This window comes from Flavihumibacter sp. UBA7668 (assembly GCF_002483205.1).
GTDB lineage: Bacteria > Bacteroidota > Bacteroidia > Chitinophagales > Chitinophagaceae > Flavihumibacter.
The window spans coordinates 231597-257639 of sequence record NZ_DLHM01000006.1; the positions used below are offsets into that span (position 1 = coordinate 231597).

Here is a 26043-nt window from a genome sequence, read left to right on the forward strand (position 1 = left end):
TTTGGTTAGTGGGTCAAAAATAGATTGAATATTCGACTAAAACGATAAAATGGTCGAAATAGTATTGTTAAGGAATTGTGAAAGAAATGACCTTGTCCCAGTCTGTATCTGTACAGGTTTAAGATCTTGTTCTACAATTAATTAATTATCAATAATATACGTTGGATACTTTAGAAACGTCCAAACTTCATGTTGTGTAAATATTCCCATGTTTGAAATATGGGATAGAATTGTAGTAAATTTGAATTGTTTCAAAAATCGACTCAAAATGTCAAATAGTCTAAACGAGGAAGTTGCCAGCGTGGATCCGGTCCGGAAGGAGATTCTAACCGGTGCACGTGAATTATTCATTCATTTTGGTTTTAAGAAGACCACCATGGAGGATATTGCAAAAAAGATCGGTAAGTCTAAGAGTTCACTTTATTATTATTTTAAGACCAAAGAGGAAATATTTGAAGCGATGGCGCTGGAGGATATGGACCAACAGCACCGCATTGCAGTAGAAATAATGAATAAGGAGGAATCTGTCCAGGATCGATTCCGGGCATTTGTAGTTTCTCTGTTTACACATCTGATTTTGAATAAACAGGAATATTCCGTTTTTAAGGCTGAAGTGATGGAAAATCCATTTCTCATTATGAATATTACGGAAAAGAGAAATGCTTATATGGAAGTTTTTTTGAAGGAACTTGTATTATATGGTATCCGGAGGAGTGAAATCAGGGAACTTTCTCATGAAGAAATCGATATATGGGCCAAAGCAATAAATGTATCCTTAAAGGCCATAGGCTCTCGCCTTTTTCTTGGTAATGATCAGGAAAAATTTAAAGATCACCTTGCTTTTATTGCTGATTCCTTATTTATTGGAATTACAAAAAAATTGTAAATGTGTCTAACACTATTCAACAGCTCTGAATTGTAGTTTTACTTTTGCCAGGTACTTATAAAACTGTTTTAATAGAAATTCCGGCGTATCCAACTCCCGTTCCAGTTTTGGATCTTTTCGATAATTCCAGCATCCTGCCGGCTTAGATTTAAGCATATCATACGAAAGAAATAATGAATCATTCGCATAAAGCAGCAAGTTTCCTTTTCTTGTTAATATTTGCCTATCTGCCGGATCCTCAATTAGCATAGATTGATTTGCACTTGGATTCGGGTCAATTATTCCTAACAAGTCAAGGATCGTTGCAGGAATATCTGTCTGCTGTACAGGATATATTGGATTTCCAACCAGCTTCCCTGATGGTTCGTATATCATTATCGGTATTTGAAGTAAACCCCAATCTGATCGGTTTAATAAATCTTCGGCTCTGGAATAGTGATCTCCGATAAAAAGAAAAATGGTATTTTGAAACCATGTATTTTTTTGAATTGTATTAAAAAAGTTTTCTAATACTTCATCCAGGTATTTCATAGAGGCAGCCTGAGAATAGGTTGAATATTTCTTCTTATAACTTTCATACCCTGGAAATCTGTCATAAGGATTATGCGTAGAAACATTTGCGATCCCTGAAATAAAAGGTTCTTTGAACTTCTTCATTTTATTAGCAACCAGCGGAAAAAAAAGATGATCAGGTAGTTCGGTATCCTTTGCTTTTTTAAAGTCGCTTTTTAAAGTTGACGAATTGTAATAGTCTGTTACACCTGAATAGCCAACTGCTTTCCAATAGTCAGCAGCATAGGTATCATTGCTATAAAAAAAACTACTTGAATAATTTATTGTTGATAAAAAATTGCCCAAATATGTACGGTCTTTTATATAGGGATGTTTAATTCGCTTTTCAGTAATGTGATTTCCGACTCCAAGATAGATTGCTTTTACTCCTTCACTTGATAAATATCCATTGGCATATGCATTGGAAAAGTATAGACTATGTTTTTTTAAAGAATCAAAAAAAGGCATTTCAAACTTACTTGGAGAGGAATTGGTAAAATTTTCAGCTGAAGCACTTTCAATAATAATAATAATAATATTTTTCCCTTTAAATTGCCCGAAATGAAAGCTTTTGGTATTTTCTTTTTGAATCTTTTTATCGGGGATTGGATCCAGCTTTTTTTCCATTAAATCAATAAACGGGTCAGTGGTGTTGATATTTTTCAGGTAAGAGTATCCCAGGTTAAACAAAGGGTTAACTATTAAATTATAATATTTTGGTTTTACAAAACGAAATGAGCTATTTGGTGAAATCCATCCATTTCCAATGTTCTCCCGTATGCATAAAAATCCTATCGAGAGCATTAGGGAAAACATTAAAAATAGACTTCTGTTATTGGATGAATGTAACTTGAAATTGGTATTTCCTATTGCTTTTTTCTTTTGTATTAAATAAATTATTGCTGCAAACGCAATTGCTGTTCCCGCAATATAACCCCAATAATACCTCAGATAAGTACCAATGAAATGCCTGTTTTCCCACATGATTTCAACTGTCCGGTTTGATGGTAATTCAAAATTGTACCTATAGTACAATGCTCCTGAAATATTTAGAACAGTATAAAGGAATAAACAAATTAATAACAGAACATATAAAAATTTGTTGATTAGGCTGATTCTTCCTGTAATGCTTTGCACAATAAGGTTTATCCAATTCAGCACCCATAACAGGAAGAGAATGCTAAAATCATAATAAAAACTGCCAATTAGAATGGAGTATATATCAGCGGTCTGATCTAAGCGAAATGATGTATTATTTATATAAAAAAAAATAAGTTTATTACACAGAAGAAAAACTAAAAAAAACAAAAAGGACCTGATACTTGTTTTTATTGCTTCCATTAATTGTTGAATATTATTTTTTTCGAACTCTAAATCGAATTGCTGCATTTTTTTTGTCGGATGCGGAAAGTCTGACTTCATATTTATCGCGCCCGGAACTTATTGTCATTAATGCTGTATTAGGTGGAATACTTCCTAAATTATCTGCATACATTATCAGTTCATAATCTTTTCCTACTATGGCATTTACTGTGACACTTAGTGCATGATTCGTAAGTCTTTGCTGATGCAAGAGCAGTTGATTATTCAAGTAAATGCTAACGGTATCATTATCTATCTCTGCATTGTCATACAAATCAATTTTAATTGTGGGACTATCTAAAACCAATGTCTGAACTATTTCAGTGGTTCGCTGCTTCAGTTTCAACAACCCCTGTTGGTTTGCCAGTTGGGTTGTATCGGTTAATGGTGTTGGAAAATCAGGCAAGTTTTCCCTGTATAGTGTAATTTTTCCTGCCGGACAAACACGCTTGCTTTCTGCTTCAACTCCTGTCCAGGTGCCTGTTAATGCATCTCGATCTGCTTCTTTGGTAAAACTGAGCTCATAGGTTTTTGTACATACAACGCAATCATGCGGAATTTGAACATCAAGTATCTGATTTTCCCGAATCAGCATTTTTTTTTGCAGTTCATCATAGCTTCCCCTGAAATGATGCTTTACATAACGCGTCTTATCATAATAATCAAACGCATATCCCTCAATAGTTGTTCCTGCGATTATAAGCTGAATTTCAAGTTTATAAACCGGGAAACAACCACCCGGTTCCTGGGTAAGCGATCCACGCCAGATTCCGCTCAGATCCTGACTGATTGCAAGCAGCTGAAGAAACGAACAAAGCACTAATAACACGGCTTTCATTCCCGTTGGAATTTAAAAACTACCATGGCATTCTTCTGCTCAGTTGAGGTAATCCTTACTTCATATTGTTTATTTCCGGCTTTTACAATCATCAAAGAAGTGTTTGGTGGTATTTCACCAAGATTGTCTGCAACCATAACCAGTTCAACATAATCATTCTCTTCTTCCAGATCAATATTTACCGTTATTGGCGATAGTGAGAGCATTTTTTTAGATACTACCAGCCTGTTATTCAGGTATACGGAAACAGTGTCTTTATCAATGGTTCCATTATCATATAAGTTGATGGATATCTGCCTCGTGTTTACAGTGAAAGTTTTTACTACCTCATTTTGTCTTTCTTTCAAAGCAGGAGGAACTACAACCGGCGTTAGAGGTTTACGTGATTCAATATCAGGTTCTGGCAGTTTTGAAGGTGCCGGAGAAGGATCTTTTACAACTGGCGGTTTGGGTTTTGCCGGAGGCTGAACAGGTTTTGGCGAGCTAACCGGTGGCTTCTGGGGACTGGTTTTCGCTACCGGGGGAGCTTCATTAATTCGAATATTTTCCTCCCCTTTCGATTTTTTTTCCCGTTCGGTTAAAAAGGGTTCCTTATAAAAATCGGAAGTAGGCACTTTCCTAAGAAAAATGGTTCCACGTCCGCAATCAGATGAATCTCTGGTGTTCATACTCACATAAGTGCCTTCCATAAATTCTTCATTCCCATTTTTTGTGTACTGAAGGAAGCAAGTCATTATACAGGCATCATTCCCCAACTGCATGCGAACATCAACAATCTTCAATTCTTCCAGATATACTTTTTTTGTTCCAGTATGAATCGATCCCTTTGCATCGGCCTTTCCATAAAATTCCGTGGTTTTATAGGAATATGTTACCGCCTTGAAATTTTTGCCTTCCTGAGCAAGCTGCACTTCAAACCTATAACGGTCTTCCAGATTCAGCAACTGAAGAGATCGGTTGTTCTGACGAAAATGTCCCCGCCAGATCCCAGTAATGTCCTGTGCAGTCACCCATTGTGCGGCGACTCCCAGAAAAAGTGTAAAAATTAGCCTCATGTAGTCCTGTTAGTCATTCAATTTAAGAAAAAAGACACCGTAATAATATACCACTCAACCAGTTATTATGGCAAGAGTTCGTTAATTTTGCCCTCCTTCCAACTCGTTCGTAGGAGTTGCGAAGTTAAAAACAGTGAACTTAAAATGATCAAGATTAGTTTTCCGGATGGAGCTCAGCGTGAATATGCACCTGGAACATCCTCCCTCGACATTGCCAAGTCTATCAGTGAAGGATTGGCGCGTAAAATTCTGGCCGCTTCAGTCAACGGTCAGGTTTGGGACCTTAATCGTCCCATTTATGACGATGCAACTATAAAATTCCTGGCCTGGGATGAAAAAGATGCTAAAAGTACATTCTGGCACTCCACCGCACACCTGATGGCGGAAGCAATTGAAGACCGTTTTCCCGGAGTAAAATTCTGGGTAGGGCCGCCTGTTGATAATGGATTTTATTATGATATTGATTTAGGCGGACAAAGTCTGCATGAAGAAGATCTTCGAGCAATTGAAACCAAAATGGCACAGCTCGCGAAACAAAACAATCCCTTTATCCGAAAAGAAGTTCCCAAAGCGGATGCGATTGCCTACTTTGAGGAAAAGGGGGATGAATACAAGCTTGATCTCCTCCAAAATCTTCAGGATGGAGAAATTACCTTTTATTCCCAGGGCGCATTCACAGATCTCTGTCGCGGTCCGCATATTCCCCATACAGGTTTTATAAAAGCAATCAAACTAACCAATATTGCTGGTGCCTATTGGAAAGGAGATGAGAAAAATAAGATGCTTACCCGGGTTTATGGGGTGAGCTTTCCAAGTCAGAAGGAACTGGATGAATACCTGGCACTTTTGGAAGAAGCCAAAAAAAGGGATCACCGTAAACTGGGGAAAGAACTCAGCATCTATACCATGGACGATGATGTAGGCCAGGGGCTTATTATGTGGATGCCCAACGGCACCATCATTATTGAAGAGCTTGAAAAACTGGCAAAAGAAACGGAAGAAGAAGCCGGTTATCACCGGGTGGTTACCCCTCATATAGCCAAAGAAAGTATGTATCTCACCAGCGGGCATCTGCCATATTATGCGGATAGCATGTACCCCCCAATGGAATTGGAAGGGGAGAAGTACTACCTGAGAGCAATGAATTGCCCGCATCATCACAAGATTTTTGCGGCGGAGCCAAAGAGTTACCGCGATTTGCCTTATCGCATTGCCGAGTACGGCACTGTTTACAGATATGAGCAGAGCGGAGAATTATTCGGCTTGATGCGGGTACGGTGCCTGCATATGAATGATGCCCATATCTATTGCACAAAGGAACAATTTGAGCAGGAATTCCGGGCAGTCAATGAAATGTACCTTAAGTACTTTAAGATTTTTGGGATTGAAAAATATGTAATGAGGCTCAGTCTTCATTCTCCTGAAAAACTAGGGAAAAAATATGTTGATGAACCAGAACTCTGGAAAGAAACCGAAACAATGGTACGTCAGGTACTTATTGATTCTAATATCCCCTTTGTTGAAGTGCAGGATGAAGCTGCGTTTTATGGGCCAAAAATCGATGTTCAGATTTATAGTGTGATCGGACGGGAATTCACGTTGGCTACCAATCAGGTAGATTTTTCACAGGGAAGGTCATTTAAATTAAGTTATACAACGGCTGATAATAATCATGATACGCCCCTGATTATTCATCGGGCACCATTGGGTACCCATGAACGGTTTATTGGTTTTCTGCTGGAGCATTATGCCGGCAAATTACCACTCTGGTTAAGTCCGCAACAGGTAAAAATTCTCCCAATAAGTGATAAGTTCATGGATTATGCCCAGTCTGTAAAAAAGCAGTTGAAAGCGGCAGGGGTTCGGGTTTCCATTGATGACCGGAATGAGAAAATTGGTAAAAAGATCCGGGATACTGAGCTGCAACGGGTTCCTTATATGTTGGTTTTAGGTGAAAAAGAGGTAAATGAAGGCCTGGTTGCCATCCGCAGACAAGGTAAAGGGGATGCCGGAACCATGCCTGTACAGGAATTTGTTACCGTTCTTTCACGGGAAATTAAGGAACGTAGCAGTGGAGATTAAAAAATGGATTAATTTCGGGACGTAAATTGTTTAATCAAAATAACTAAATGGCATTTCCACCCAGGCCTCCGAGGGGGGCTTTCAATCCGAGGTTCAAAAAAGAACAGCAACAGGAACACAGAACCAACCAGATGATTCGCGTACCGCAGGTTCGATTGGTTGGGGAGAATGTAGAAGTTGGTGTGTATTCCATCCAGGAAGCACAACGAATGGCGCAAGACCAGGGATTAGATCTGGTCGAAATATCTCCGAACGCAGATCCTCCGGTTTGTCGGATTATTGACTATAATAAATTCCTTTACGAAAAGAAGAAGAAAGAAAAGGAAATGAAGGCGAAAGCCAAGCAAAGTGAGGTAAAGGAAATTCGTTTTACGCCGAATACGGACGACCATGACTTTAATTTCAAGGCAAAACACGCGGAAGAATTTTTGAAGGAAGGTAATAAGGTAAAAGCCTATGTTCAGTTTCGTGGTCGTGCTATACAATTCAAAGATCGGGGAGAATTACTCCTGCTGAAATTCGCAGAACGCCTATCCGAATTTGGTGTTTTGGAAGGAATGCCTAAAATGGAGGGCAAGCGAATGCTCGCCATATGGGCACCGAAGAGCCAGAAGAAGAAAAAAGAAGGTGGAGAATAACAAACTCAAAAAATAAGACAAAAGCCCGCGATTGCGGGCTTTTGTCATTAAATTCAATTAAACAAACAAGAAAATTGCCCATTTCTTAGTTATATTTAAGTAGATATCTTTTTTATGCCTAAACCCCTGCTGTTTGTCAGGGTTTTGCTGACTGTTTTATCCTTCAATGCAATTGGACAGGCGCAAACCCCGGCCGGAGGTACCCGACCCGTACTTTTTAAGGAGCCTACTGCAAATCAACGTTTTGCCATGTTATCTCCTGTACCTTTTCGTCTGGGAAAGACAGGTATTGGGAATAATAGACAAGTTTTTTTTCTGAAATTTCGCCAGATACCTGGTCCGGTTGAAAAAAAACACTTATCCGCCAAAGGGATAGCGTTACATGAATATATTCCATCCAATGTTTATCTGGCAACAGTAGCTAATCCACTTACAGATATAGAACTGAAATCATTGGGGATAATAGGAGTTTTTGAGCCACCATCTTCAATTAAACAAGAAAAAGAAATTTATTCAGTCAGAAAAGTACAAGCAGCATCTGAAAAAAATAATAGAAAATTTCATGTATGGCTGGCACCTGGAATGGATTCTGTATCTGCCTTACAGAAAATCCAGAACTTGTTGGGGAAAGATGCTCCATTATCAGCCGATTTTAAAATACTTTATAACAGAATGCTGGAAATCAGGCTAAGCGAAGCTTCGCTTGAAGAATTACTGACCCAGCCTTTTGTTCTATATGCCATGCCGGTACCTGAACTTTTCGCTTTAAATATAATTGGAACGGAATCACATTTTGGTAATCTGATTCACCAGGGAAATGCCTCAACACCCGGTTTAACTGGTAAAGGAATTACCGTTGGTATAGGGGATGCAGGTAGAATTTACCACATCGATCACAATTATTATGAAGATGGCCAACTTTATAACGGCAGCTTTCATGCAACACATGTTGCCGGCACATTGGCCGGGAAAGGCCATGTAAACCCAATCATGCGTGGATTTGCATACGATGCTAGGCTGGAAGTGGAATATTTTAATAATATAATTTTCCAAACGCCTGCACTTTATAACCAAAAGCGTATGGTTATAACCAATAATTCGTATGGCGCCGGTAGTTTCTGTTTGCCCTATTCCGGTCAGTATTCCGGCTTTTGCGGTCAGGCCGACCAGCAATTACTGGATATGCCTCACCTAATGCATGTTTTTGCTGCAGGAAATACCGGAACACTTACCTGTGGTAATTATCCGGTTAGTTACCGGACAATTGACAATGCATTCCAGGCAGCAAAAAATGTTATAACTGTTGGTGGCACCAATGAAAGTGGTTCCACTTCAGTTTATTCTAAAGGACCAACACTTGATGGTAGGGTAAAACCAGAAATTGTAGCAATTAGTACGAATGTTCTTTCAACTGGTACCAACAATGGCTACGGAAGACTGGACGGAACAAGTATGTCCAGTCCTCAGGTCAGCGGTGCACTTGCTCTTCTTTATGAAAGATACAGACAATTGAATAATGCCAATGATCCGGATGGCGCTTTAATGAAAGCACTGGTTTGCAATACTGCAACTGACATCGGAACCCGGTATGTTGATTTTGCAAATGGATTTGGCTGGTTGAATATTAAAAAAGCGGTAGAAACCCTGAATAAAAAAAGCTGGTTTTCAGGTACGATAGAGCACCAGGAAGACCAGGTTTTTGAAATTAACCTTGAAGAAGAAGTGGCGGATTTCAAAATTCTTCTCTATTGGCACGATCTGCCAGCCTCCTATTATTCTTCAAAAGCACTTGTGAATGACCTGGATTTAACAGTGCAGTTGCCAGATGGGTCAGTTTATGAACCATTTGTATTGGATACCAGTGCAGCCGGAGTCTTAAACCAGGCTACAAGAGGAAAAGATCACCTGAATAATATTGAACAGGTAGTTATTGATCGTGCCTTACCCGGTCGTTACCAAATCAGAATAAAAGGGTTTGAGCTTCCATTTGGTTCCCAGTCCTTTAAAGTAGTATATAACTGGGAAGATATCAACTTTGAATTGATTCAACCTGCAGGTGGTGAACTTTTTAAACATGGCCAGCGACGTATAATTCAATGGCGTTATCCAACGCACGAATCTGATGAATTTGGCTTTTTTTATTCTACCAATGGTGGACTTAACTGGAATGAAATACCAGGTTCTGCTACCGAAATTGGCCGTAAAAATTGGACCTTACCCGGATTTACCAATTCAAATGTTTTGTTGAAAATCACCCATCCCGGATCTGGCCAGGAACGGATTTCTGCGCCTTTCAGTGTTTTACCTGAAATGAACTTTACGGTTTCAAGTGAATGCGAATCATCTATTACAGTTGAATGGAAAAAACCCTCCAATCTTGATTCAATAGCCATTCTTCTGTACAATGGAACTGAAATGGAAACAATCGCTTTCAGTTCCGATTCGGTGTACAAAATCCAGGGTCTAAAAACAGGAAAGCCATATTGGGTGAGCCTACAACCAATACTTAATCAAAAAATTGGAGAACGCTCTATTGCAAAGAGAATTCTTACCCGGCCAGTAATATGTAGTACTTCCGGCTTAAATGAAGATTTATCAATTGCTGTCTCGGATTCGTTTCTTGTTAGCCGAAATCCCTCTGTAATTGATTCAATTGCTCCCTTTACCGTACAGGTTAGAAACGAAGGGACAACCAGTATCTCGGATACAGTGTATTTGAAGCTGCTAAAAAATAACAACGAAATAGGGCAAGACACACTTGTTAGAACCTGGGTAAGCGGACAAACGTACAATTGGGTTACCCGTCTTCGTCCAACTGGTATTCCAGGTGAATCTGCTTATTATCAACTTGCAATTTTTAAGCGAAATGATCCGGATCCATCTAATGACAGCGCCGCCATTTTTTGGCGGTATCTTCAGTCGGATCCGGTTGAGTTGCCATTTACAGAATCTTTACAACAATTAAAGGATACCATTTACAAGATTCCTGGTTATTCCGGCCTTGCCGGGCTGCCAGCATGGGATGCCCAACTTAACTCACCCGCAATAAACCTGGAAGCACGCAATTCAGACGGCATTTTTATCACTAGTAAAATAGAAGGCCAATCAATTCAACTAATTGGTAATTATAATTTTACGAACTATAATGTGATGGATGATATCCGAATGTCACTGGATATCCCCGATTTTTCACAAGTCAAAATGGATTGTTTTATTCGCGGTAATGATACTTCCTCCTGGATTGGTGTAGCGTTACTTGATCCCTTTACACAACAGCCCAAAATTGATTTCCTGAATATTAGTAATCTGCTTGCGAATGCTGGACAGGAATTCAGCTCAAGTTTTCAGATAAGATTCCGAATTGTTCATAGTAGTTATCAAAACATACTCAATGTATTTCGTCAGCTTCGTTTTTTTAAGGCAGAGGAAGATATAAGTCTGATTTATCTAACCTACCAAAAACAATTTACAACCGATGGTGATTCGCTACAGTTCCGATTATGGGCAAGAAATAACAAACAGGTTTCTAGTGCCGCCGTACAGTTTTCCATTCAACCACCTGATGGCAATCTTCAATACCTCGAGCTACCTTCCATTCCGGCCGGAGATACAGCCATCTTAGGGTTCACCGTAGATGTCAATGACTGGCCAAATGCTGTGGCTCTGGTTAAAGCCTGGGTTCATACTGTAGGCGATCTGAATCTATCTGATGATAGTTTGGTAGCAGCTTTGACTTATGTAAAAAAAATAAACAGTTTTCCATATAGGGAGGGATTCGAATCCGGTAAAGCGGGATGGGGCTCAACCTTCCTTTATGAACATTCTTCTAACCTGTCGGAATCAATCGCGCCTTTTAAACCAGCAAACGGTAATTCTTTTTGGGGTACTCAATGGATTGCTTCTACACAAGGAATTGGTTTTATTGTTCCTTCAGGCTACCTCCTAAGTCCGCTTTTTGATCTGAATGGCATGAAACAACCGTATATCTCAGCGTCGGTAAATAAACAATTATGCGAAAGCAAGGATTCTGTTTTTCTTGAATATTCAATAGATACTGGAAAAATCTGGATCCCGCTTATTGCTCAGTCGGATCAAGTTAACTGGTACAATAATCCTGATCGGTCTGCATGGTTAGGTTGTGATCAACCTGGATTTGATCGCTGGAGAGTTATCAGTTCCAAACTTCCGGAAGGCATTTCGACCATTCAATTCAGGTTGTTATCCCTGGCAAGAAATGATACTTCAAATGTTATGCCCAGATTACCAGGCGGATTCTTATTGGATGATTTTCATTTATATAACAGAGTTTATCCATTATTTATGGGGAATAGTCACCCGGTACAAAACATCCGGGTTGGAAGCTCCAATTTTAGTCCTGTTTTGGCATCCGGACAACTGTTGGCAGAACTAAAATGCGAAAATAACGAGGAAGGACCAATTAGTATAACCTATTCTCAAACGGAAGGAACCTTAGATTTTTCGGGAAATGAAGTCTTGCCACTTAACTGGACCCTGAATAGTAGCGGACAGGCTGGTGTAAAGAAAGGAATAGCTCGTTTTTATCTGCCAGATGAAAAAATTCAGAACTGGTTGGATGCGCATCCTTGTGACACCTGTTCCCAAAAATTGAGCGCTTATGATCTTTCTATATTTCGTTATGGAGGTCCGCCAGCTACGCTTAATAATCGTCTATCGGATAATGTTTCCGGGTACGAAACAGTTTGGGACCCTTCGGGATTCGACCTGATTCCTTACGATAAAGGATATTTCGTGGAGCTACCAACTACATTTTACGGTGAATTTTACTTGGGTAGAAATACAACACTTTCTCCATTGGATTTTAATGCAGTTCGATCTGATAATGAAAATGCCGTTAATTTGAATTGGTCTGTGGTCTCCTGGCAGGGTATTGAACTGGCTGAGCTGGAGCGATCAACTTCTTCTGATAGAGGCTTTCTGCCAATTTTAAGAAATGTTATTACTCCGACTTCTGAATTGTCTGCTGTTTATTCAGATACCGATATAATTGCTCCCGGTACCTATTTTTACCGTTTAAAACTGGTTGGTTCTAATGGGACCATACGGTATTCCGCCATTCGGGTGGTTCAATTTGAAAAGGAGTTGAATGTGCAGATTTATCCAAATCCTGGTAGAGGAGATCAGATTAAGCTTCAACTGAACAGGTTGGATGGTGCCCGTTTGCATCTGGAATTGACGGATATCGGAGGTAAACGACTCGCCAACTCCGCAGTAACTGTTGGAGTTGGCCAACACTGGATGAGTCTCGCCCCCTTAACAAGGGGCCTTCCGGCCGGTGTTTATGTAGTAGGGGTAAGTACCGGTAAACAAAAAAAGACAGTAAGGTTGGTTATTTCCGGAAACTGACCTACCTTTGCGCTCCCTTAGGGGCATCATGGCAACATGATGGTATTGCCCAAATGGCTCCATAAGTCTCCACCGGTGTGGGGCGCCAGCAGGGCGTAACTTAGTTAAGTTATAAGAATGCCAAAGGTAAAAACCAATTCAAGCGCAAAAAAGCGTTTCAAGGTGACAGCATCAGGAAAAATTACGCATCAGAAATCATTTAAGCGTCACATTCTGACCAAAAAATCGACCAAACGTAAAAGAGGTATGCGCAAAGCCGGCGTAGTAGCAGATTCCAATATGTTCTTTGTTCAACGCCTGCTGGGTCTTAAATAAGCTTATTTAACCACCAAATTTAAACTCATTAGCATATGCCTCGTTCAGTAAACGCAGTAGCTTCAAGAGCTCGCAGAAAAAGAATCCTTGATCAAGCAAAAGGATATTACGGTAAACGTAAGAATGTATATACAGTAGCCAAAAACCTGGTTGAAAAAGGGATGACCTACAGTTATGTTGGTCGTAAACTAAAGAAGCGCGAATACCGTGCACTTTGGATTGCCCGTATCAATGCAGCAGTACGCGAAGAAGGTCTGACTTATTCCGTTTTCATTCATAAACTGAATGAGAAAGGGATTACGCTGGATCGCAAAGTACTAGCTGACCTGGCTATGAACAACCCGGAGTCTTTTAAAGCCCTGGTTGCTTCCGTAAAATAATTTGCAAGAAATGCATCCGAAAAATTTAACCGGCTTCTTCCAGGAAGCCGGTTTTTTATTTGCATTTAATTCATGATTTTCTTATAGGTTTGTAGCTTATATGATTCACCCAATTAATCACGTTTTCCGCTAGATGAACAATACCTACTTTGACCTGGTAGACCAAACCTTCAATTTTCCCCAGGAAGGTTTCGAGGTAAAAGACGATTACCTCCAATTCAATGGCCTCAATTTGAAAGCACTAATCGATAAATATGGCACTCCCTTAAAATTGTCCTATTTACCAAAAATTGGTATGCAGATCAATAAAGCCAAACAAATGTTTGCAAATGCTTTCAAAAAGCATAAATATGAAGGGGAGTATTTTTATTGTTATTGCACAAAAAGCTCACATTTTTCCTTTGTAGTGGAAGAAGCTTTAAAGCATAATATCCATCTCGAAACATCTTATGCGTATGATATCGATATTATTAAAAAACTCTACGCAAAAAAGAAAATCAATAAAGAGACTTTTATCATCTGTAATGGGTTTAAACAAAAAACCTATACCAAACGCATAGCCGGATTGATCAACAGCGGATTTAAAAACGTAATTCCGGTTCTGGATAATGTGAATGAATTGGATGATTATCGTAAATCAGTTCGTGCACCTTTTAAACTGGGGATCCGGGTAGCTGCTGAAGAAGAACCAAATTTTCCCTTTTATACCTCCCGTTTGGGTATCAGAGCAAAAGATATTCTGGAATTTTATGTAGACCAGATCGAAGGTTATGAAAATAAATTTCAGTTGAAGATGTTGCATATCTTCCTGAATAAAGGTATTAAGGACGATATTTATTACTGGTCAGAATTAAATAAAGTGATCAACCTTTATTGCCAGTTGAAAAAAATCTGCCCGGAGTTGGATAGCATAAATATTGGTGGAGGATTCCCTATCAAACATTCTCTTGGTTTTGATTATGATTACCAGTTCATGATCAATGAAATCGTTAGCAATATCAAGGTTGCCTGTAAAAAGGCAAAGGTTCCAATGCCAAATATTTATACTGAATTTGGAAGTTATACGGTAGGAGAGAGTATGGCGCATATTTATTCTGTTATTGCACAGAAAACCCAGAACGATCGTGAAATCTGGTATATGATTGACTCCTCTTTTATTACAACCCTTCCTGATACATGGGGCATTGGCGAACGGTTTTTACTTTTGCCAATAAATAAATGGGATGAAGAATACCAACGGGTTGTACTCGGTGGTATTACCTGCGATAGTCATGATTATTACGACTCCGAAGAACATATCAATGAGGTTTTCCTGCCTAAAGCTGGTGTTGGTGAACCTCTTTATCTGGGCTTCTTTCATACAGGTGCATACCAGGATCAGATTAGTGGGTATGGGGGGATTAAACATTGCATGATTCCATCACCCAAACATATAATTGTAGGGCACGATAAAAACGGTAAACTGGTCGATTGGGTTTATGCCAAAGAACAATCAGCGCAAAGTATGCTGAAGATTTTAGGGTATTAAATAATTTCGCCTTGTTAATAAAAGAAGTCCCAATAGGGACTTTTTTTATTAACAGATAAGTATAAACGATTAGGAATTTTGTGAAAAAATCCACGTTTTTAGTATCTGTAAAAATCTGTTGCCACCTGATATACTAAGTATGGGTGTTTTAACGCTAAGAGCTTGGCTTAAAACTTGCTAATTTACTTTATACAACCTGCTTTATGCGTACAATTCTTTTTGGCTTATTAGCATTTTTCCCTGTATCCCTTATGGCACAGGGCTGGCATTTAACTGGTTTTGGTGGTGTTGCAAATTATCAGGGAGATTTACAGGACCGCAGATTTACAACCCAACAGGCACAGATAGCTATTGGAATTGGTGTTCAGTATGATATTAACAAACATTTTGCGGTGCGTGGAATGGCCAATTACGGAAGGATCAGTGGGGATGATCGTTTTAACAAAGATGCGGGCTTAAGGGCACGGAACCTGAGTTTTAAATCTCAGATTCTGGAAGGAAATGTTCAATTTATGTACCGTATTTTGGATCTTGAAGAAAAAAGATGGACGCCCTACCTGGTAGCCGGATTAGGTGTGTTTGGATTTGATCCATATACACACGATACCCTTGGAAATAAGTTTTACCTGCAGCCACTTGGTACGGAAGGGCAGGGACTGACTGCATTCCCTGATCGGGCTATGTATAGCAGAGTACAGTTAACCATCCCTTTCGGAGGAGGTATTCAATTACGGCTAAATGATCAGATTACGCTCGGCTATGAAATAGGAATGCGTAAGACATTTACTGATTATCTGGATGATGTTAGTACCAATTATGTGGACCCTGCTATCCTGCTTGCAGGTAGAGGCCAACTCGCAGTGGATCTTGCCTACCGGGGTGATGAATTGAAAGATGGTAATCTGAATTATCCTACCGGAGGTACACGTGGAGGACCTGAGTTTAAAGATTGGTATTATTTTCAGGGAATCACAGTAAATTTCCGGCTGGGTGGCGGAAGAGCAGGTGGTTACCGTGGTAAATCCATGGGGCGCCAACTCGATTGTCCCCGTAATATCAATTGATTCATGAACTATCGTTTAACACTTATCGTTTTAAGCCTTTTTATTCAATGTTTTCAACTCGCTGCCCAGCAGCCTAAAACGTTGTTATGGGAAATAAATGGAAAAGGTCTTCCTAAATCCTCTTATATTTTTGGCACCATGCACGTTTTGTGTGCTGCAGAAGAAATGATGAGTGATAGTCTTGTAGCAGCCATCAGTAAGTCTGAACAGGTGTTTTTCGAAATTGATATGGACAACCCCGGAGAAATGCTGGGAGTTTTTAAGTATATCAGAATGAAGGATGATAAAAAAATTGCTGATCTTCTAAGTCCAGATGAGTACCAGCGTGTTAAGGAGTACTTTTCAAATAATAAAACGGTTTTACCACTGAGTATGATGGAGCGCTTCAAACCCTATTTTGTAGCTGCTATGTTAAGTGAGTCTAAAATGCCCTGCACCTCCAAAACTGGCATGGAAGAATTGATAATGCGGCAGGCAAAAAAAGAAGGCAAGCTAATAAGTGGATTGGAATCAATTGCATTTCAGGCCAGTGTTTTTGACAGCATTCCTTATTCAGAACAGGCTAAAGAATTGTTGAAAACAATCGATGAAGAGGCCAAACAGGATAGTTTTACGAACAGAATGGCCGAAATTTATCGGTCCCAGGATCTTGATCAGATTGAAAAGCTGACACTGGAAGAGGAGGGAGGTGTAAGTTCTTATCTCGAATTATTTTTATTCGGAAGAAATGCCAACTGGATAGCACCAATGGAAGCAGCCATGAAAAATCAATCAGTTTTATTTGCAGTTGGGGCAGCTCATCTTCCAGGCGAAAAAGGTATATTAAACCTGCTTCGAAAAGCCGGTTATACGATCCGGCCTGTTGAAAATAATAATTGTTCCCTAACAAGTATCCAATAAATCCCTGAATTAGCGTCAATAAAAAAGACCTCCATGCGGAGGCCTCTCTAATTCTTCTTTTCACCATTCACTATTTACCATTCACTTCTTCCATCCCACTGAAGAAAAACGCACCTTCAATTGCTGCATTTTCATCACTGTCGCTTCCGTGAACCGCATTTTCACCAAGTGAAGTAGCAAATAATTTCCGGATAGTTCCTTCCTCCGCTTTAGCTGGATCGGTAGCTCCAATCAGGGAACGGAAAGATGCTACGGCATTGTCTTTTTCCAGAATGGCTGCGATAATCGGACCACTGCTCATAAACTCAACCAGTTCACCGTAAAAAGGACGCGCTTTATGTACTGCATAAAATTCGCCTGCCTTTTCGGCACTTAGCTTGGTTAGTTTAAGGGCAACCAGGCGGTATCCTTCCTTGATAATCCGATCGATAATAGCACCTGCATGGCCATTTTTCATCGCATCGGGTTTAATCATTGTGAATGTTCTGTTACTCATATATACTTGCTCTTTGGGGCGCAAAGGTAGCTATTTTTCCCTACATTTGCCCGGCTTTATGCTACCTATTCACCATATTTACCCGAAACTGGCGCAGCCAGGAAAAGTTGTCATTACTACCCACCAGAAGCCAGATCCGGATGCGTTGGGTTCTTCCCTTGCGCTTAGCCAGGTTTTAAAAGCACTGGGACATACAGTTACCGTAATTTCTCCAACCAATTGGGCTGCATTTCTAGACTGGATGCCAGGTGCTGAGGATGTACTGAATTTTGAAATTACCCGAGAAAAATCTACTACAATCATTAATCAGGCCGACTGGATTTTCTGCCTTGATTTTAATACCCTTAGCCGTACCAAAAGCCTGGCACCGATAATTGAACAGGCAACCCCTGCCAAGGTATTAATTGATCACCACCAGCAACCTGCCGTGGAAAGTTTTGATTTTGGAATCAGCGACACAACAAAGAGCAGTACCTGTGAGATGATCTATGATTTTATTCTGGATGCCGGTCTCGATGCCCATCTTACTGTAGATGTAGCTGCTTGTCTGTATGCCGGATTAATCGGTGATACTGGCTCCTTTCGTTTTCCTGCTGCTAACGCCAATGTACATAAAATGGCTGCAGGTTTGAAAGCGACTGGCCTGAAACACACCAAAGTACATGAATATATTTATGATAATTTCATGGAAAGCCGTCTTCGTTTTATCGGCCATGTGCTGACAAACCGGATGGAAGTTTATTATGAATTTAATGCTGCACTTATTTATGTAACCAAAAACGATCTCCTGCGATATGACATTAAAACAGGAGATACGGAAGGTTTGGTAAACTACCCACTTTCCATAGGTGGCATAAAAATGGCGGCGATCTGTATTGATCGGGATGAAGAAAGAAAATGGAGCTTTAGGAGCAAGGGTAATGTAGATGTCAATACCTTTGCCCGTCGGTTTTTTGAAGGAGGAGGCCATTTTAATGCTGCAGGTGGACGCAGCAGCGCTTCTCTGGAAGATACCGTAAAAACTTTTAAAAAGGTGCTCAAAGAAAATGCATCAGAATTTCAACTGATATAAAAAATGACAAAAACGCTTGTATTCTCAACAGTAATTGCTGCAACCATGTTTGCAGCCTGTGGTAGTACCGACTACAGTAAAACAGCCAGCGGTATAACGTATAAAATTGTAGAAAAGGGTAGTGGTCCGCAAGTTAAAATCGGCCAATTCCTCCAGGTGCACTATACGCAAAAAATCAATGACTCCGTATTAATGACTTCCAATGGTGGTGTGCCTGTTTTTGCAAGGGTAGACAGTGTTGGTCCGGTTTATAATGCAGCAGAAGTATTTCGTTTTCTTTCAAAAGGTGACAGCGTAGTTGTTGTTCAGGAGGTTGACAGCCTGATGAAACAGAATCCGATGTTACCGCCTTTCATGAAAAAAGGGGATAAGCTATATCTATATCTGAAAGTATCTGATATACTGGATAATGAACAGCAGGTTCAGGCTGCCCAGGATAAAGAAATGTCCGGACAAAAAGACCGTGATCAGGCTGTTGTTGATGAATATATCAAGAAGAATAATATTACCGCTACCAAAATAGGAAAAGGTACATACGTTAAAATTGATAATCCGGGTGAAGGGGCCAAAGCTGATTCAGGTAAATATATCTCCGTGAAATACCGTGGTAAAATTATGGCTACCGGTAAGGAATTCGAATCTACCATGGAGGCCGGAAAAGATCCGATTACCTTCCCTCTGGGAATGGGTCAGGTTATTCCGGGATGGGATGAAGGTTTGAAAGAATTTGCAAAAGGTGGAAAAGGTACTTTGTACATTCCAGGATTTCTTTCTTATGGTTCACGTCCGGGTCCTGGTGGACAACCAAATGAAGCTCTGATGTTTGATATCGAATTGGTTGATATCAATGATCAGGCTCCTCAACCAAAGCAAAATCCTATGATGCCCCCGGTTGATGGAAAACAATAAGTCATTCGATTTGTTTAAATAGCTGATACACACGCACATGAGAAAGCCGTTCGGGAAACCGGGCGGCTTTTTCTCTTTTCACCTTTCACCTTTCACCTTTCACCAATTTTATCGCTTCAACCGCTGCCTTTACATCATGTACTCTCAAAATTTTTGCCCCCTTCATTAATGCGATTGTATTGAGAACAGTTGTACCGTTAAGTGCTTCATCCACCGGTACGCCGAGGGTTTTTGTAATCATGGATTTACGGGAAAGTCCTACCAGTAATGGATTTTCCAATACCCTGAATTGATCCAACTGTTGCAATAAGCGAAAATTCTGATCAATGGTTTTGGCAAATCCAAAACCAGGATCAAGAATCAAATCTTTTATACCGGATGCTTTACAACTTGAAATACGTTCCAGAAAATAATCTGTCATCTCCAGCATTATATCATCATATGTAGCCAATGATTGCATGGTTTGCGGCGTTCCTTTCATATGCATTGCAATAAATGGTATTCCTGCCTGAGCAACAACAGCTAACATGTTGGGGTCCAGACGCCCGGCACTTATATCATTTATTAGGTGTACTCCGGCATGGGCTGCCTGCTCAGCAACAGCTGCATGAAAGGTGTCAATGGAAAACAGGGTTTTGGGAAACCGGTCAATTAATTCTGGTAACACATGCACCAGTCGCTCCCATTCTTTTTCAGCAGAAAGATAATCCCCAGCCGGACGTGTGCTCTGTGCACCTATGTCAAGGAAAAAAGCACCTTCCTGAATCAGTTGTTCTGCTTTTGAAATTACCTCTTCCAATTGCTGTTTTCTGCTGCCAGCAAAAAACGAATCTGGGGTCAGATTAATAATTCCCATTACAACTGGCTGATCCAACTCAATTAAAGCTCCTCTGCAATTAAGGGTATACATGCGGGTGAATCCTTATTTTTGAAGGATAAAGATGAACATTTTATTCGAACCCATGTACAATACACCAGCTCAATATAACCAGGCAATTTTGGAATGCAAGGAAATTTTTATACAAAAAACCCGTGATTATGGTACTTCCTGGCGCGTTTACAGACCCATATCTGTAGTGGATCAAATTTTTATAAAAGCCAAACGTATTCGGACCATTCAGGAGAATAAAAAACAATTAATCGGGGATAGCATCAAGTCTGAATTCATGGGAATTCTCAATTATGCGGTCATTGGTTTGATGCAACTTGATTTAAAAAAGGAGCCTGCTGAAAACCTGCCGACAGAACTGGTTAATCAATTGTATGACGAACAGGTAAACCGGGCAAGATCTCTTATGTCGGAAAAAAATCATGACTATGGGGAGGCTTGGCGTGATATGAGCCAGCAAAGTTTTACCGATCTCATCCTTGCCAAACTTTTAAGAATACGGCAAATTCTTGCCAATGACGGACAAACATTGATCAGTGAAGGAATAGATGCGAATTATCTTGATATCTTTAATTATGCAGCCTTTGCCCTGATCTTATTGGAAGAAGGGAAACACTAAGCTACAGAACCAGTAATATGAAAGTAATTCTTACAATAACCCGATACCTTGTAGGTATTCTGTTTATTTTTTCAGGCTTAATAAAAGCGAATGATCCTCTCGGACTCAGCTATAAAATGCAGGAGTTTTTTGAAGTATGGGGATTACACAGTTTAAATGATTTTACACTTGCATTCTCCGTTTTGATGATTGCATTTGAAATTATCGCAGGTGTTGCAGTTATTATTGGATGGCAAATGCGCCTTTTCAGCTGGTTATTATTATTACTGATTATCTTCTTTACATTTCTTACGGGATATGCCCTGTTCTCCGGTAAAATAAAAACCTGTGGCTGTTTTGGAGATTGCATTCCCCTTACTGCAGATCAGTCTTTTATCAAAGATCTCCTTCTTTTAGGAGGAATTCTCCTCCTTTTTGTAAACAGACACGGGATTACAACGTCCATGAATAGCCGAAACAGCCTGCTTATTCTTGCGCTTACCACATTTTTCAGTTTTGGATTACAATGGTATGTGCTGAATTATCTTCCAATATTGGACTGTTTACCTTATAAAAAAGGGGCCCGGATAAGTGAACAAATGAAAATTCCAGCTGGTGCTATTCCTGATAGTACAGTCATCACCTTTGTTTATAATAAAGCCGGACAGGAACTGGAGTTCACGGCTGACCAGTTTCCGGATGATTTTGATGAGTCCGTTTATTCTTTTGTCCGGCGGTATGATAAACTTATTAGAAAAGGAAATGCGGAACCCAAAATAAAGGACTTTGTCTTACTTGCGCCAAATGGTACGGATACTACTGATGCTATATTGGCTCAATCCGGTGAAATGCATTGGCTGTTCATCCAGGCGCTTAATGAAAATGATAAAAAATCAATTCTCGATGAATTAAATCAGTTGGCTTCCACTGTCAGTTCAAACGGCAGACCTGTCTATATAATAACACCCATTGCCGAGGAAGTTGAAACATTTCTAACAGCAGCCAAAACACCTGTATTGGTTTTCCGCTCCGATGCTGTTGCGGTGAAAACAGCGGCTCGTTATCCCGCTACATTATATCGGCTAATTGATGGAGTGGTGGTGGAGAAGAAGGCAGTAAGGTAGTAGGGGGGAGAAGGAGAAAAAGATGAAGGTAGAGGGCTTGGATTTTTTGCCACTGGGTAAAGCAACAAAGGAACAGCATGCTGAAATATTTTATAAATAAGTCAATTTATGGTGTTGCAGTACTGCTTGGTGTTGTAGTTCTGGTATTTTTCCTGTTTCAGGGATTTGGTGATCCGAGCCGCCTGGTAATGGGACAAAGAGCTGACCAGACAACCCAGGAAAATATTCGCCGTGAATTATACCTTGATCAACCCAAATGGAAACAGTTCCTGGCTTACCTGAATGATGTTTCACCAATTGGCTTGCATAGTGAAGATGAAATCAATCGAAAGGGATTGCAGGGGGTATTTATTACTACCGGGTCAAAAAAAATCGGGTTAAAAATTCCTTATCTCAGAACTTCTTACCAAAGCAGGAGAGAAGTTGGAACTATTATAAGGGAAGCACTGCCCGGAACATTGCTGTTGGCAGCTGCAGCTATGTTATTGGCCACCTGCGCCGGCATTTCAATTGGAGTTTTGGCAGCTTTGAAAAAAGGAACATGGATGGATACCACTGCCATCTTCACCAGCATACTCGGAATTTCATCGCCTTCTTTTTTTATGGCTATCGCCATTGCCTATCTTTTTGGTTTTGTCTGGAATCAATATACCGGCCTACATATGACCGGCTCCTGGTTTGATCTCAATACAAAAACTGGGGTACCAACGCTCACCTTATCAAACCTGATTTTACCAGCCCTTACACTTGGAATTCGCCCATTGGCAATTATTGCTCAGTTAACAAGAGCTTCATTGCTGGATGTTATGCAGCAGGATTATATTCGTACGGCCCGAGCAAAAGGTCTACCATTCAGCAAAATAATATGGAAACACGGCCTAAGAAATGCATTGAATCCCGTACTGACAGCAATAACTGGCTGGTTCGCAGAGTTACTGGCCGGTGCATTTTTTGTAGAATATATTTTTGGATGGAAAGGCATCGGAAAACTAACAGTGGATGCCCTTGAAAAACTCGACTTTCCCGTTGTTATGGGTGCAGTATTGGTCTCCGCCGGATTTTTTGTTTTGGTAAACCTTTTAGCAGACCTTCTTTATGGAATCATTGACCCAAGAGCCCGCATTAAAAATATATAACTCTGGAATGGAATTATTGGATAATTACATCTTTTATAATTTTTTCTCCCAGTGCCTCATTCACGCGCGCAATGATGTGTTCCTTCTGAAAAATGAGTTCCTGTTTCAAGGGAGCTACGGAAGTACTTATGTATAATTTATCACCATAAATTTTAATGCTTTCTGTATAACGTGCCACCGTCTTCCCCATGATGTTTTCCCAAACTTCCGTTATCTGTAATGCTTGTATTGATCCCTTCAGCCTGCTTTTCTGAAGGAATTGCTGAATGGCATCACCCAATGAATATTCACCCATATTATAAAGATAACATAATAGCCAATTCAGCAAGCCAGCTGACTGTTTTAGATAAATATGTAAAAAATACACAATAAACTGGTTGTTGATGCAACCAATAAAAATTGCTTCGCATCTTTGTGGTGTTATTGGTCCCGTTTTTACATCCATTTCCTGAAATCAGGATCCAACCCTTTGGAAGTGGCAAGTGAGAAGTAGAAAGTTAGAAGTAGGAGATTAGTTTGAAATGCCCGGAGAATGATATTTCTGGTTAATAGCAGAAGGTTTGGCAGAGAGAAGGTAAATGTGCGATAGGAGAGCTGGGACGTATTACCTTTTTTCTCTCCAAACTTGACTTTCTCCTCTCACATCTCACCTTTCACCTTTCACCTTTCACCTTTCACCTCCTCATACCCTGTTCCCAGCCTATTGAAACTCTCTTTCAACCGCTCCGGATGGGTGTCCGTTACGAAAACCTGCCCATCGTTCACCATACATACTTCGTGCAGCAGGTTGTGCATTCGGTCGGCATCCAGCTTTTCAAAAACATCGTCCAGAAGCAGGAGAGGAGCAAACCCTTTTTTTTCTTTCAACAAGCTGAATTCTGCCAATTTAAGGGAAAACAGGAGACTTTTTCGTTGCCCTTGTGATGCGATCTGCCGAAATGGTTGTCCGGCTAACATTATCCGGATGTCATCGCGATGAATGCCTGCCAGTGTCCGGCCACTTGCCAAATCCCGATTACGATGCTCGCGCAGCAGGTCAGACATCGCTCCGGATTGAAGGGGGCTTTTATAGTTGAGTTCCAGATCGTACCGGGTACCGGCAATCCCGGTATAACGTTCCATGGCCTGCGCCAGTAATTGTTGGGTAAAATAGCTGCGTTTTTCAAATACATAAGTTGCAGGTTCAAGTAATTGCTGGTCCAGCACTTCCAATAATTCAGGATTTCTATGCCCGGTTTCCAGTTGTTGCTTTAAGAAACTGTTGCGTTGCTGCAGTACCCTGTTGTATTTCATTAACTGAAGCAGGTAATCATGATCAATCTGAGAAAGCAATGCATCCAGAAATCGCCTTCTTTCTTCACTGCCATCTAGAATAATCTGAACATCATCCGGAGCAATAAAAACAGCCGGGAACTGACCGATATGATCTGATAACCGGTCACAGGGCTGTCCATCTATAAGAAAACTTTTTTTCCCGGTTTCCCGAATGATTCCGGTTACTTCGACAGGGGTTCCTGATTTTTGGAAGATTCCTGCTACCCGTAAGCCCTGGGCACCATGCAAAACCAATTGGGAATCTGAACGCTGGAAGTAACTTTTGGTAAAGCAGAGAAAATAGATGGCATCCAGCAGATTGGTTTTGCCAATGCCATTACGACCGCTAATGGCAACTATTCGTTGATCGAACTGCCATTGGGCATTCAAATAATTTTTAAACTGATAAACCGATATGGATTCCAACTGTAGCAAGATGGATGCAATATTACACTCTTTAACTGCTTGGTTAGCTGATTTTTCCCTTATCTTTGCCCGTCTCAAAACTTAACAAGTGGCTACAAAATTTTCAAAGGAGACCTATCTCTACTGGTATGAGCTAATGCAGCTGATTCGCCAGTTTGAACTGAAGGCTGAAGAGAAATATAAAATGGAAGGTAAAATCCGTGGTTTCTTCCACGCCTATATCGGGCAGGAAGCAATTGCCGCCGGATGTATGACCGCAACCAAAGCAGAAGACGCGTTTATTACCGCCTACCGCGACCATGGTTTGGCACTCGCCAAAGGCATCAGTGCTAAAGCCTGTATGGCCGAACTCTATGGTAAAGCAACTGGTTGTGCCAAAGGAAAAGGTGGTTCCATGCACTTTTTTGGCAAGGAAGAACGCTTTTTCGGCGGACATGGGATTGTTGGTGCCCAGATCGGTACCGGTGCAGGAATTGCCTTCGCAGAGAAATATAAAGGTACCGATGCGGTTTGCCTTACTTTCTTCGGTGATGGTGCCGCCCGGCAGGGAATTTTGCATGAAACCTTCAACCTCGCTATGTTATGGAAAATCCCTGTGATTTTCATCTGTGAGAATAATAATTATGCCATGGGAACTTCTGTAGAAAGAACCTCCAATGTGCATGATATCTATAAACTGGCCGATGCGTACGAAATGCCAGCAGATTCTATCGATGGAATGAATCCGGAAGCAGTTCATGAAAGTGTTGCAAGAGCGGTTAAGCGTGCCCGCGAAGGTGACGGTCCAACCCTGATCGAAATTAAAACCTACCGTTACAAAGGTCACTCCATTTCTGATCCACAGAAATACCGGACCAAGGAAGAAGTAGAAGAGTATAAGCAGCGTGATCCGCTGGAGATGGTCAAAAAAACCATTCTTGATTATAAATATGCTACTCAGGAAGATATCGATGCTATCGATAAAAGGGTAGAAGCAGAAGTGGAAGATTCCGTAAAATTTGCTGAAGAAAGTCCCTGGCCAGATGATAGCGAAGTGCTTAAAGATATTTATGTAGACCAGAATTATCCCTTTATCGTAGACTAATAATTAGTAA

General features: G+C 40.4%; 22 protein-coding genes. 15 read left to right on the forward strand and 7 right to left on the reverse strand.

Annotation, left to right across the window (positions count from 1 at the left end; all coding sequences use genetic code 11):
• Positions 1-268: 268 nt before the first annotated feature.
• A complete protein-coding gene (locus tag B2746_RS17620) occupies positions 269-886 on the forward strand; it encodes a TetR/AcrR family transcriptional regulator (RefSeq protein WP_290796666.1) in 618 nt (205 codons plus the stop codon).
• A 12-nt stretch (positions 887-898) separates the two neighbouring features.
• On the opposite strand, the gene B2746_RS17625 is transcribed toward B2746_RS17620, so the two are convergent.
• From B2746_RS17625 to B2746_RS17635, 3 genes are all read right to left on the reverse strand, one after another.
• Positions 899-2065, reverse strand: a complete 1167-nt coding sequence (locus B2746_RS17625; RefSeq protein WP_290796669.1) for an LTA synthase family protein — start codon at positions 2063-2065, stop codon at positions 899-901.
• A gap of 727 nt (positions 2066-2792) precedes the next feature.
• Positions 2793-3638: a hypothetical protein gene (locus B2746_RS17630; protein WP_290796672.1), complete on the reverse strand. Its 846-nt coding sequence runs from the start codon at positions 3636-3638 to the stop codon at positions 2793-2795.
• Positions 3635-4693, reverse strand: coding sequence for a hypothetical protein (locus B2746_RS17635; RefSeq protein ID WP_290796675.1), 1059 nt, complete (start codon positions 4691-4693; stop codon positions 3635-3637). Before B2746_RS17635 ends, B2746_RS17630 begins: the two co-directional genes overlap by 4 nt.
• A 144-nt stretch (positions 4694-4837) precedes the next feature.
• Here B2746_RS17635 and thrS point away from each other — a divergent pair, with 144 nt between their 5' ends.
• The 8 genes from thrS (at position 4838) to B2746_RS17675 (ending at position 16985) form a co-directional block, all read left to right on the forward strand.
• Complete coding sequence (gene thrS, locus B2746_RS17640; RefSeq protein WP_290796677.1) at positions 4838-6775, forward strand: threonine--tRNA ligase; 1938 nt, start codon at positions 4838-4840, stop codon at positions 6773-6775.
• 47 nt (positions 6776-6822) lie between these two features.
• The gene (infC, locus tag B2746_RS17645; RefSeq protein ID WP_290796680.1) at positions 6823-7413 is read left to right on the forward strand and encodes a translation initiation factor IF-3; all 591 of its coding nucleotides are present in this window, start codon (positions 6823-6825) and stop codon (positions 7411-7413) included.
• Positions 7414-7527: 114 nt separating this feature from the next.
• The gene (locus B2746_RS17650; protein ID WP_290796683.1) at positions 7528-12798 is read left to right on the forward strand and encodes a S8 family serine peptidase; all 5271 of its coding nucleotides are present in this window, start codon (positions 7528-7530) and stop codon (positions 12796-12798) included.
• Between the two features lie 117 nt (positions 12799-12915).
• Positions 12916-13113, forward strand: coding sequence for a 50S ribosomal protein L35 (gene rpmI, locus B2746_RS17655; RefSeq protein WP_150847142.1), 198 nt, complete (start codon positions 12916-12918; stop codon positions 13111-13113).
• A 35-nt stretch (positions 13114-13148) separates the two neighbouring features.
• Complete coding sequence (gene rplT / locus B2746_RS17660) at positions 13149-13493, forward strand: 50S ribosomal protein L20 (protein WP_150847143.1); 345 nt, start codon at positions 13149-13151, stop codon at positions 13491-13493.
• A 133-nt stretch (positions 13494-13626) separates the two neighbouring features.
• The gene (locus B2746_RS17665; RefSeq protein ID WP_290796686.1) at positions 13627-15021 is read left to right on the forward strand and encodes an arginine decarboxylase; all 1395 of its coding nucleotides are present in this window, start codon (positions 13627-13629) and stop codon (positions 15019-15021) included.
• A gap of 203 nt (positions 15022-15224) precedes the next feature.
• Positions 15225-16085 carry a DUF6089 family protein gene (locus tag B2746_RS17670; RefSeq protein ID WP_290796689.1) on the forward strand — a complete coding sequence of 287 codons (861 nt, stop codon included), beginning with the start codon at positions 15225-15227 and terminating at the stop codon, positions 16083-16085.
• 3 nt (positions 16086-16088) lie between these two features.
• Positions 16089-16985, forward strand: a complete 897-nt coding sequence (locus B2746_RS17675; RefSeq protein WP_290796692.1) for a TraB/GumN family protein — start codon at positions 16089-16091, stop codon at positions 16983-16985.
• A gap of 70 nt (positions 16986-17055) precedes the next feature.
• Here B2746_RS17675 and B2746_RS17680 read toward each other — a convergent pair whose 3' ends face one another.
• The gene (locus tag B2746_RS17680) at positions 17056-17481 is read right to left on the reverse strand and encodes a nucleoside-diphosphate kinase (RefSeq protein WP_290796694.1); all 426 of its coding nucleotides are present in this window, start codon (positions 17479-17481) and stop codon (positions 17056-17058) included.
• 58 nt (positions 17482-17539) lie between these two features.
• Between B2746_RS17680 and B2746_RS17685 the strand changes: the two genes are divergently transcribed.
• Together B2746_RS17685 and B2746_RS17690 are read left to right on the forward strand one after the other, a co-directional pair.
• A complete protein-coding gene (locus B2746_RS17685; protein ID WP_290796698.1) occupies positions 17540-18553 on the forward strand; it encodes a DHH family phosphoesterase in 1014 nt (337 codons plus the stop codon).
• A 3-nt stretch (positions 18554-18556) separates the two neighbouring features.
• A complete protein-coding gene (locus B2746_RS17690; RefSeq protein WP_290796701.1) occupies positions 18557-19462 on the forward strand; it encodes an FKBP-type peptidyl-prolyl cis-trans isomerase in 906 nt (301 codons plus the stop codon).
• Positions 19463-19547: 85 nt separating this feature from the next.
• Here B2746_RS17690 and folP read toward each other — a convergent pair whose 3' ends face one another.
• Positions 19548-20372: a dihydropteroate synthase gene (folP, locus tag B2746_RS17695; RefSeq protein WP_290796703.1), complete on the reverse strand. Its 825-nt coding sequence runs from the start codon at positions 20370-20372 to the stop codon at positions 19548-19550.
• A 31-nt stretch (positions 20373-20403) separates the two neighbouring features.
• On the opposite strand from folP, the gene B2746_RS17700 reads away from it, so the two are divergent.
• The 3 genes from B2746_RS17700 (at position 20404) to B2746_RS17710 (ending at position 23209) form a co-directional block, all read left to right on the forward strand.
• The gene (locus B2746_RS17700) at positions 20404-20970 is read left to right on the forward strand and encodes a DUF1599 domain-containing protein (protein ID WP_290796706.1); all 567 of its coding nucleotides are present in this window, start codon (positions 20404-20406) and stop codon (positions 20968-20970) included.
• 17 nt (positions 20971-20987) lie between these two features.
• Positions 20988-22073, forward strand: coding sequence for a BT_3928 family protein (locus B2746_RS17705; protein WP_290796709.1), 1086 nt, complete (start codon positions 20988-20990; stop codon positions 22071-22073).
• 77 nt (positions 22074-22150) lie between these two features.
• Complete coding sequence (locus tag B2746_RS17710; protein ID WP_290796712.1) at positions 22151-23209, forward strand: ABC transporter permease; 1059 nt, start codon at positions 22151-22153, stop codon at positions 23207-23209.
• 13 nt (positions 23210-23222) lie between these two features.
• Here the strand turns inward: B2746_RS17710 and B2746_RS17715 are convergent, their stop codons facing one another.
• On the reverse strand, positions 23223-23654 hold the full coding sequence (locus B2746_RS17715) for a DUF721 domain-containing protein (RefSeq protein ID WP_290796715.1): 432 nt from the start codon (positions 23652-23654) through the stop codon (positions 23223-23225).
• Between the two features lie 215 nt (positions 23655-23869).
• Positions 23870-24958 (reverse strand): DNA replication/repair protein RecF, encoded by a 1089-nt coding sequence (gene recF, locus B2746_RS17720; protein WP_290796717.1) that lies wholly within the window; start codon positions 24956-24958, stop codon positions 23870-23872.
• 79 nt (positions 24959-25037) lie between these two features.
• On the opposite strand from recF, the gene pdhA reads away from it, so the two are divergent.
• Complete coding sequence (pdhA, locus tag B2746_RS17725) at positions 25038-26033, forward strand: pyruvate dehydrogenase (acetyl-transferring) E1 component subunit alpha (protein WP_290796720.1); 996 nt, start codon at positions 25038-25040, stop codon at positions 26031-26033.
• Positions 26034-26043 lie beyond the last annotated feature (10 nt).

Coding starts and splice junctions, on each gene's coding strand:
- B2746_RS17620 (WP_290796666.1), top strand. CDS start 269: ATGTCAAATAGTCTAAACGAGGAAGTTGCCAGCGTGGATCCGGTCCGG.
- B2746_RS17625 (WP_290796669.1), bottom strand. CDS start 2,065: ATGGAAAAAAAGCTGGATCCAATCCCCGATAAAAAGATTCAAAAAGAA.
- B2746_RS17630 (WP_290796672.1), bottom strand. CDS start 3,638: ATGAAAGCCGTGTTATTAGTGCTTTGTTCGTTTCTTCAGCTGCTTGCA.
- B2746_RS17635 (WP_290796675.1), bottom strand. CDS start 4,693: ATGAGGCTAATTTTTACACTTTTTCTGGGAGTCGCCGCACAATGGGTG.
- thrS (WP_290796677.1), top strand. CDS start 4,838: ATGATCAAGATTAGTTTTCCGGATGGAGCTCAGCGTGAATATGCACCT.
- infC (WP_290796680.1), top strand. CDS start 6,823: ATGGCATTTCCACCCAGGCCTCCGAGGGGGGCTTTCAATCCGAGGTTC.
- B2746_RS17650 (WP_290796683.1), top strand. CDS start 7,528: ATGCCTAAACCCCTGCTGTTTGTCAGGGTTTTGCTGACTGTTTTATCC.
- rpmI (WP_150847142.1), top strand. CDS start 12,916: ATGCCAAAGGTAAAAACCAATTCAAGCGCAAAAAAGCGTTTCAAGGTG.
- rplT (WP_150847143.1), top strand. CDS start 13,149: ATGCCTCGTTCAGTAAACGCAGTAGCTTCAAGAGCTCGCAGAAAAAGA.
- B2746_RS17665 (WP_290796686.1), top strand. CDS start 13,627: ATGAACAATACCTACTTTGACCTGGTAGACCAAACCTTCAATTTTCCC.
- B2746_RS17670 (WP_290796689.1), top strand. CDS start 15,225: ATGCGTACAATTCTTTTTGGCTTATTAGCATTTTTCCCTGTATCCCTT.
- B2746_RS17675 (WP_290796692.1), top strand. CDS start 16,089: ATGAACTATCGTTTAACACTTATCGTTTTAAGCCTTTTTATTCAATGT.
- B2746_RS17680 (WP_290796694.1), bottom strand. CDS start 17,481: ATGAGTAACAGAACATTCACAATGATTAAACCCGATGCGATGAAAAAT.
- B2746_RS17685 (WP_290796698.1), top strand. CDS start 17,540: ATGCTACCTATTCACCATATTTACCCGAAACTGGCGCAGCCAGGAAAA.
- B2746_RS17690 (WP_290796701.1), top strand. CDS start 18,557: ATGACAAAAACGCTTGTATTCTCAACAGTAATTGCTGCAACCATGTTT.
- folP (WP_290796703.1), bottom strand. CDS start 20,372: ATGTATACCCTTAATTGCAGAGGAGCTTTAATTGAGTTGGATCAGCCA.
- B2746_RS17700 (WP_290796706.1), top strand. CDS start 20,404: ATGAACATTTTATTCGAACCCATGTACAATACACCAGCTCAATATAAC.
- B2746_RS17705 (WP_290796709.1), top strand. CDS start 20,988: ATGAAAGTAATTCTTACAATAACCCGATACCTTGTAGGTATTCTGTTT.
- B2746_RS17710 (WP_290796712.1), top strand. CDS start 22,151: ATGCTGAAATATTTTATAAATAAGTCAATTTATGGTGTTGCAGTACTG.
- B2746_RS17715 (WP_290796715.1), bottom strand. CDS start 23,654: ATGGATGTAAAAACGGGACCAATAACACCACAAAGATGCGAAGCAATT.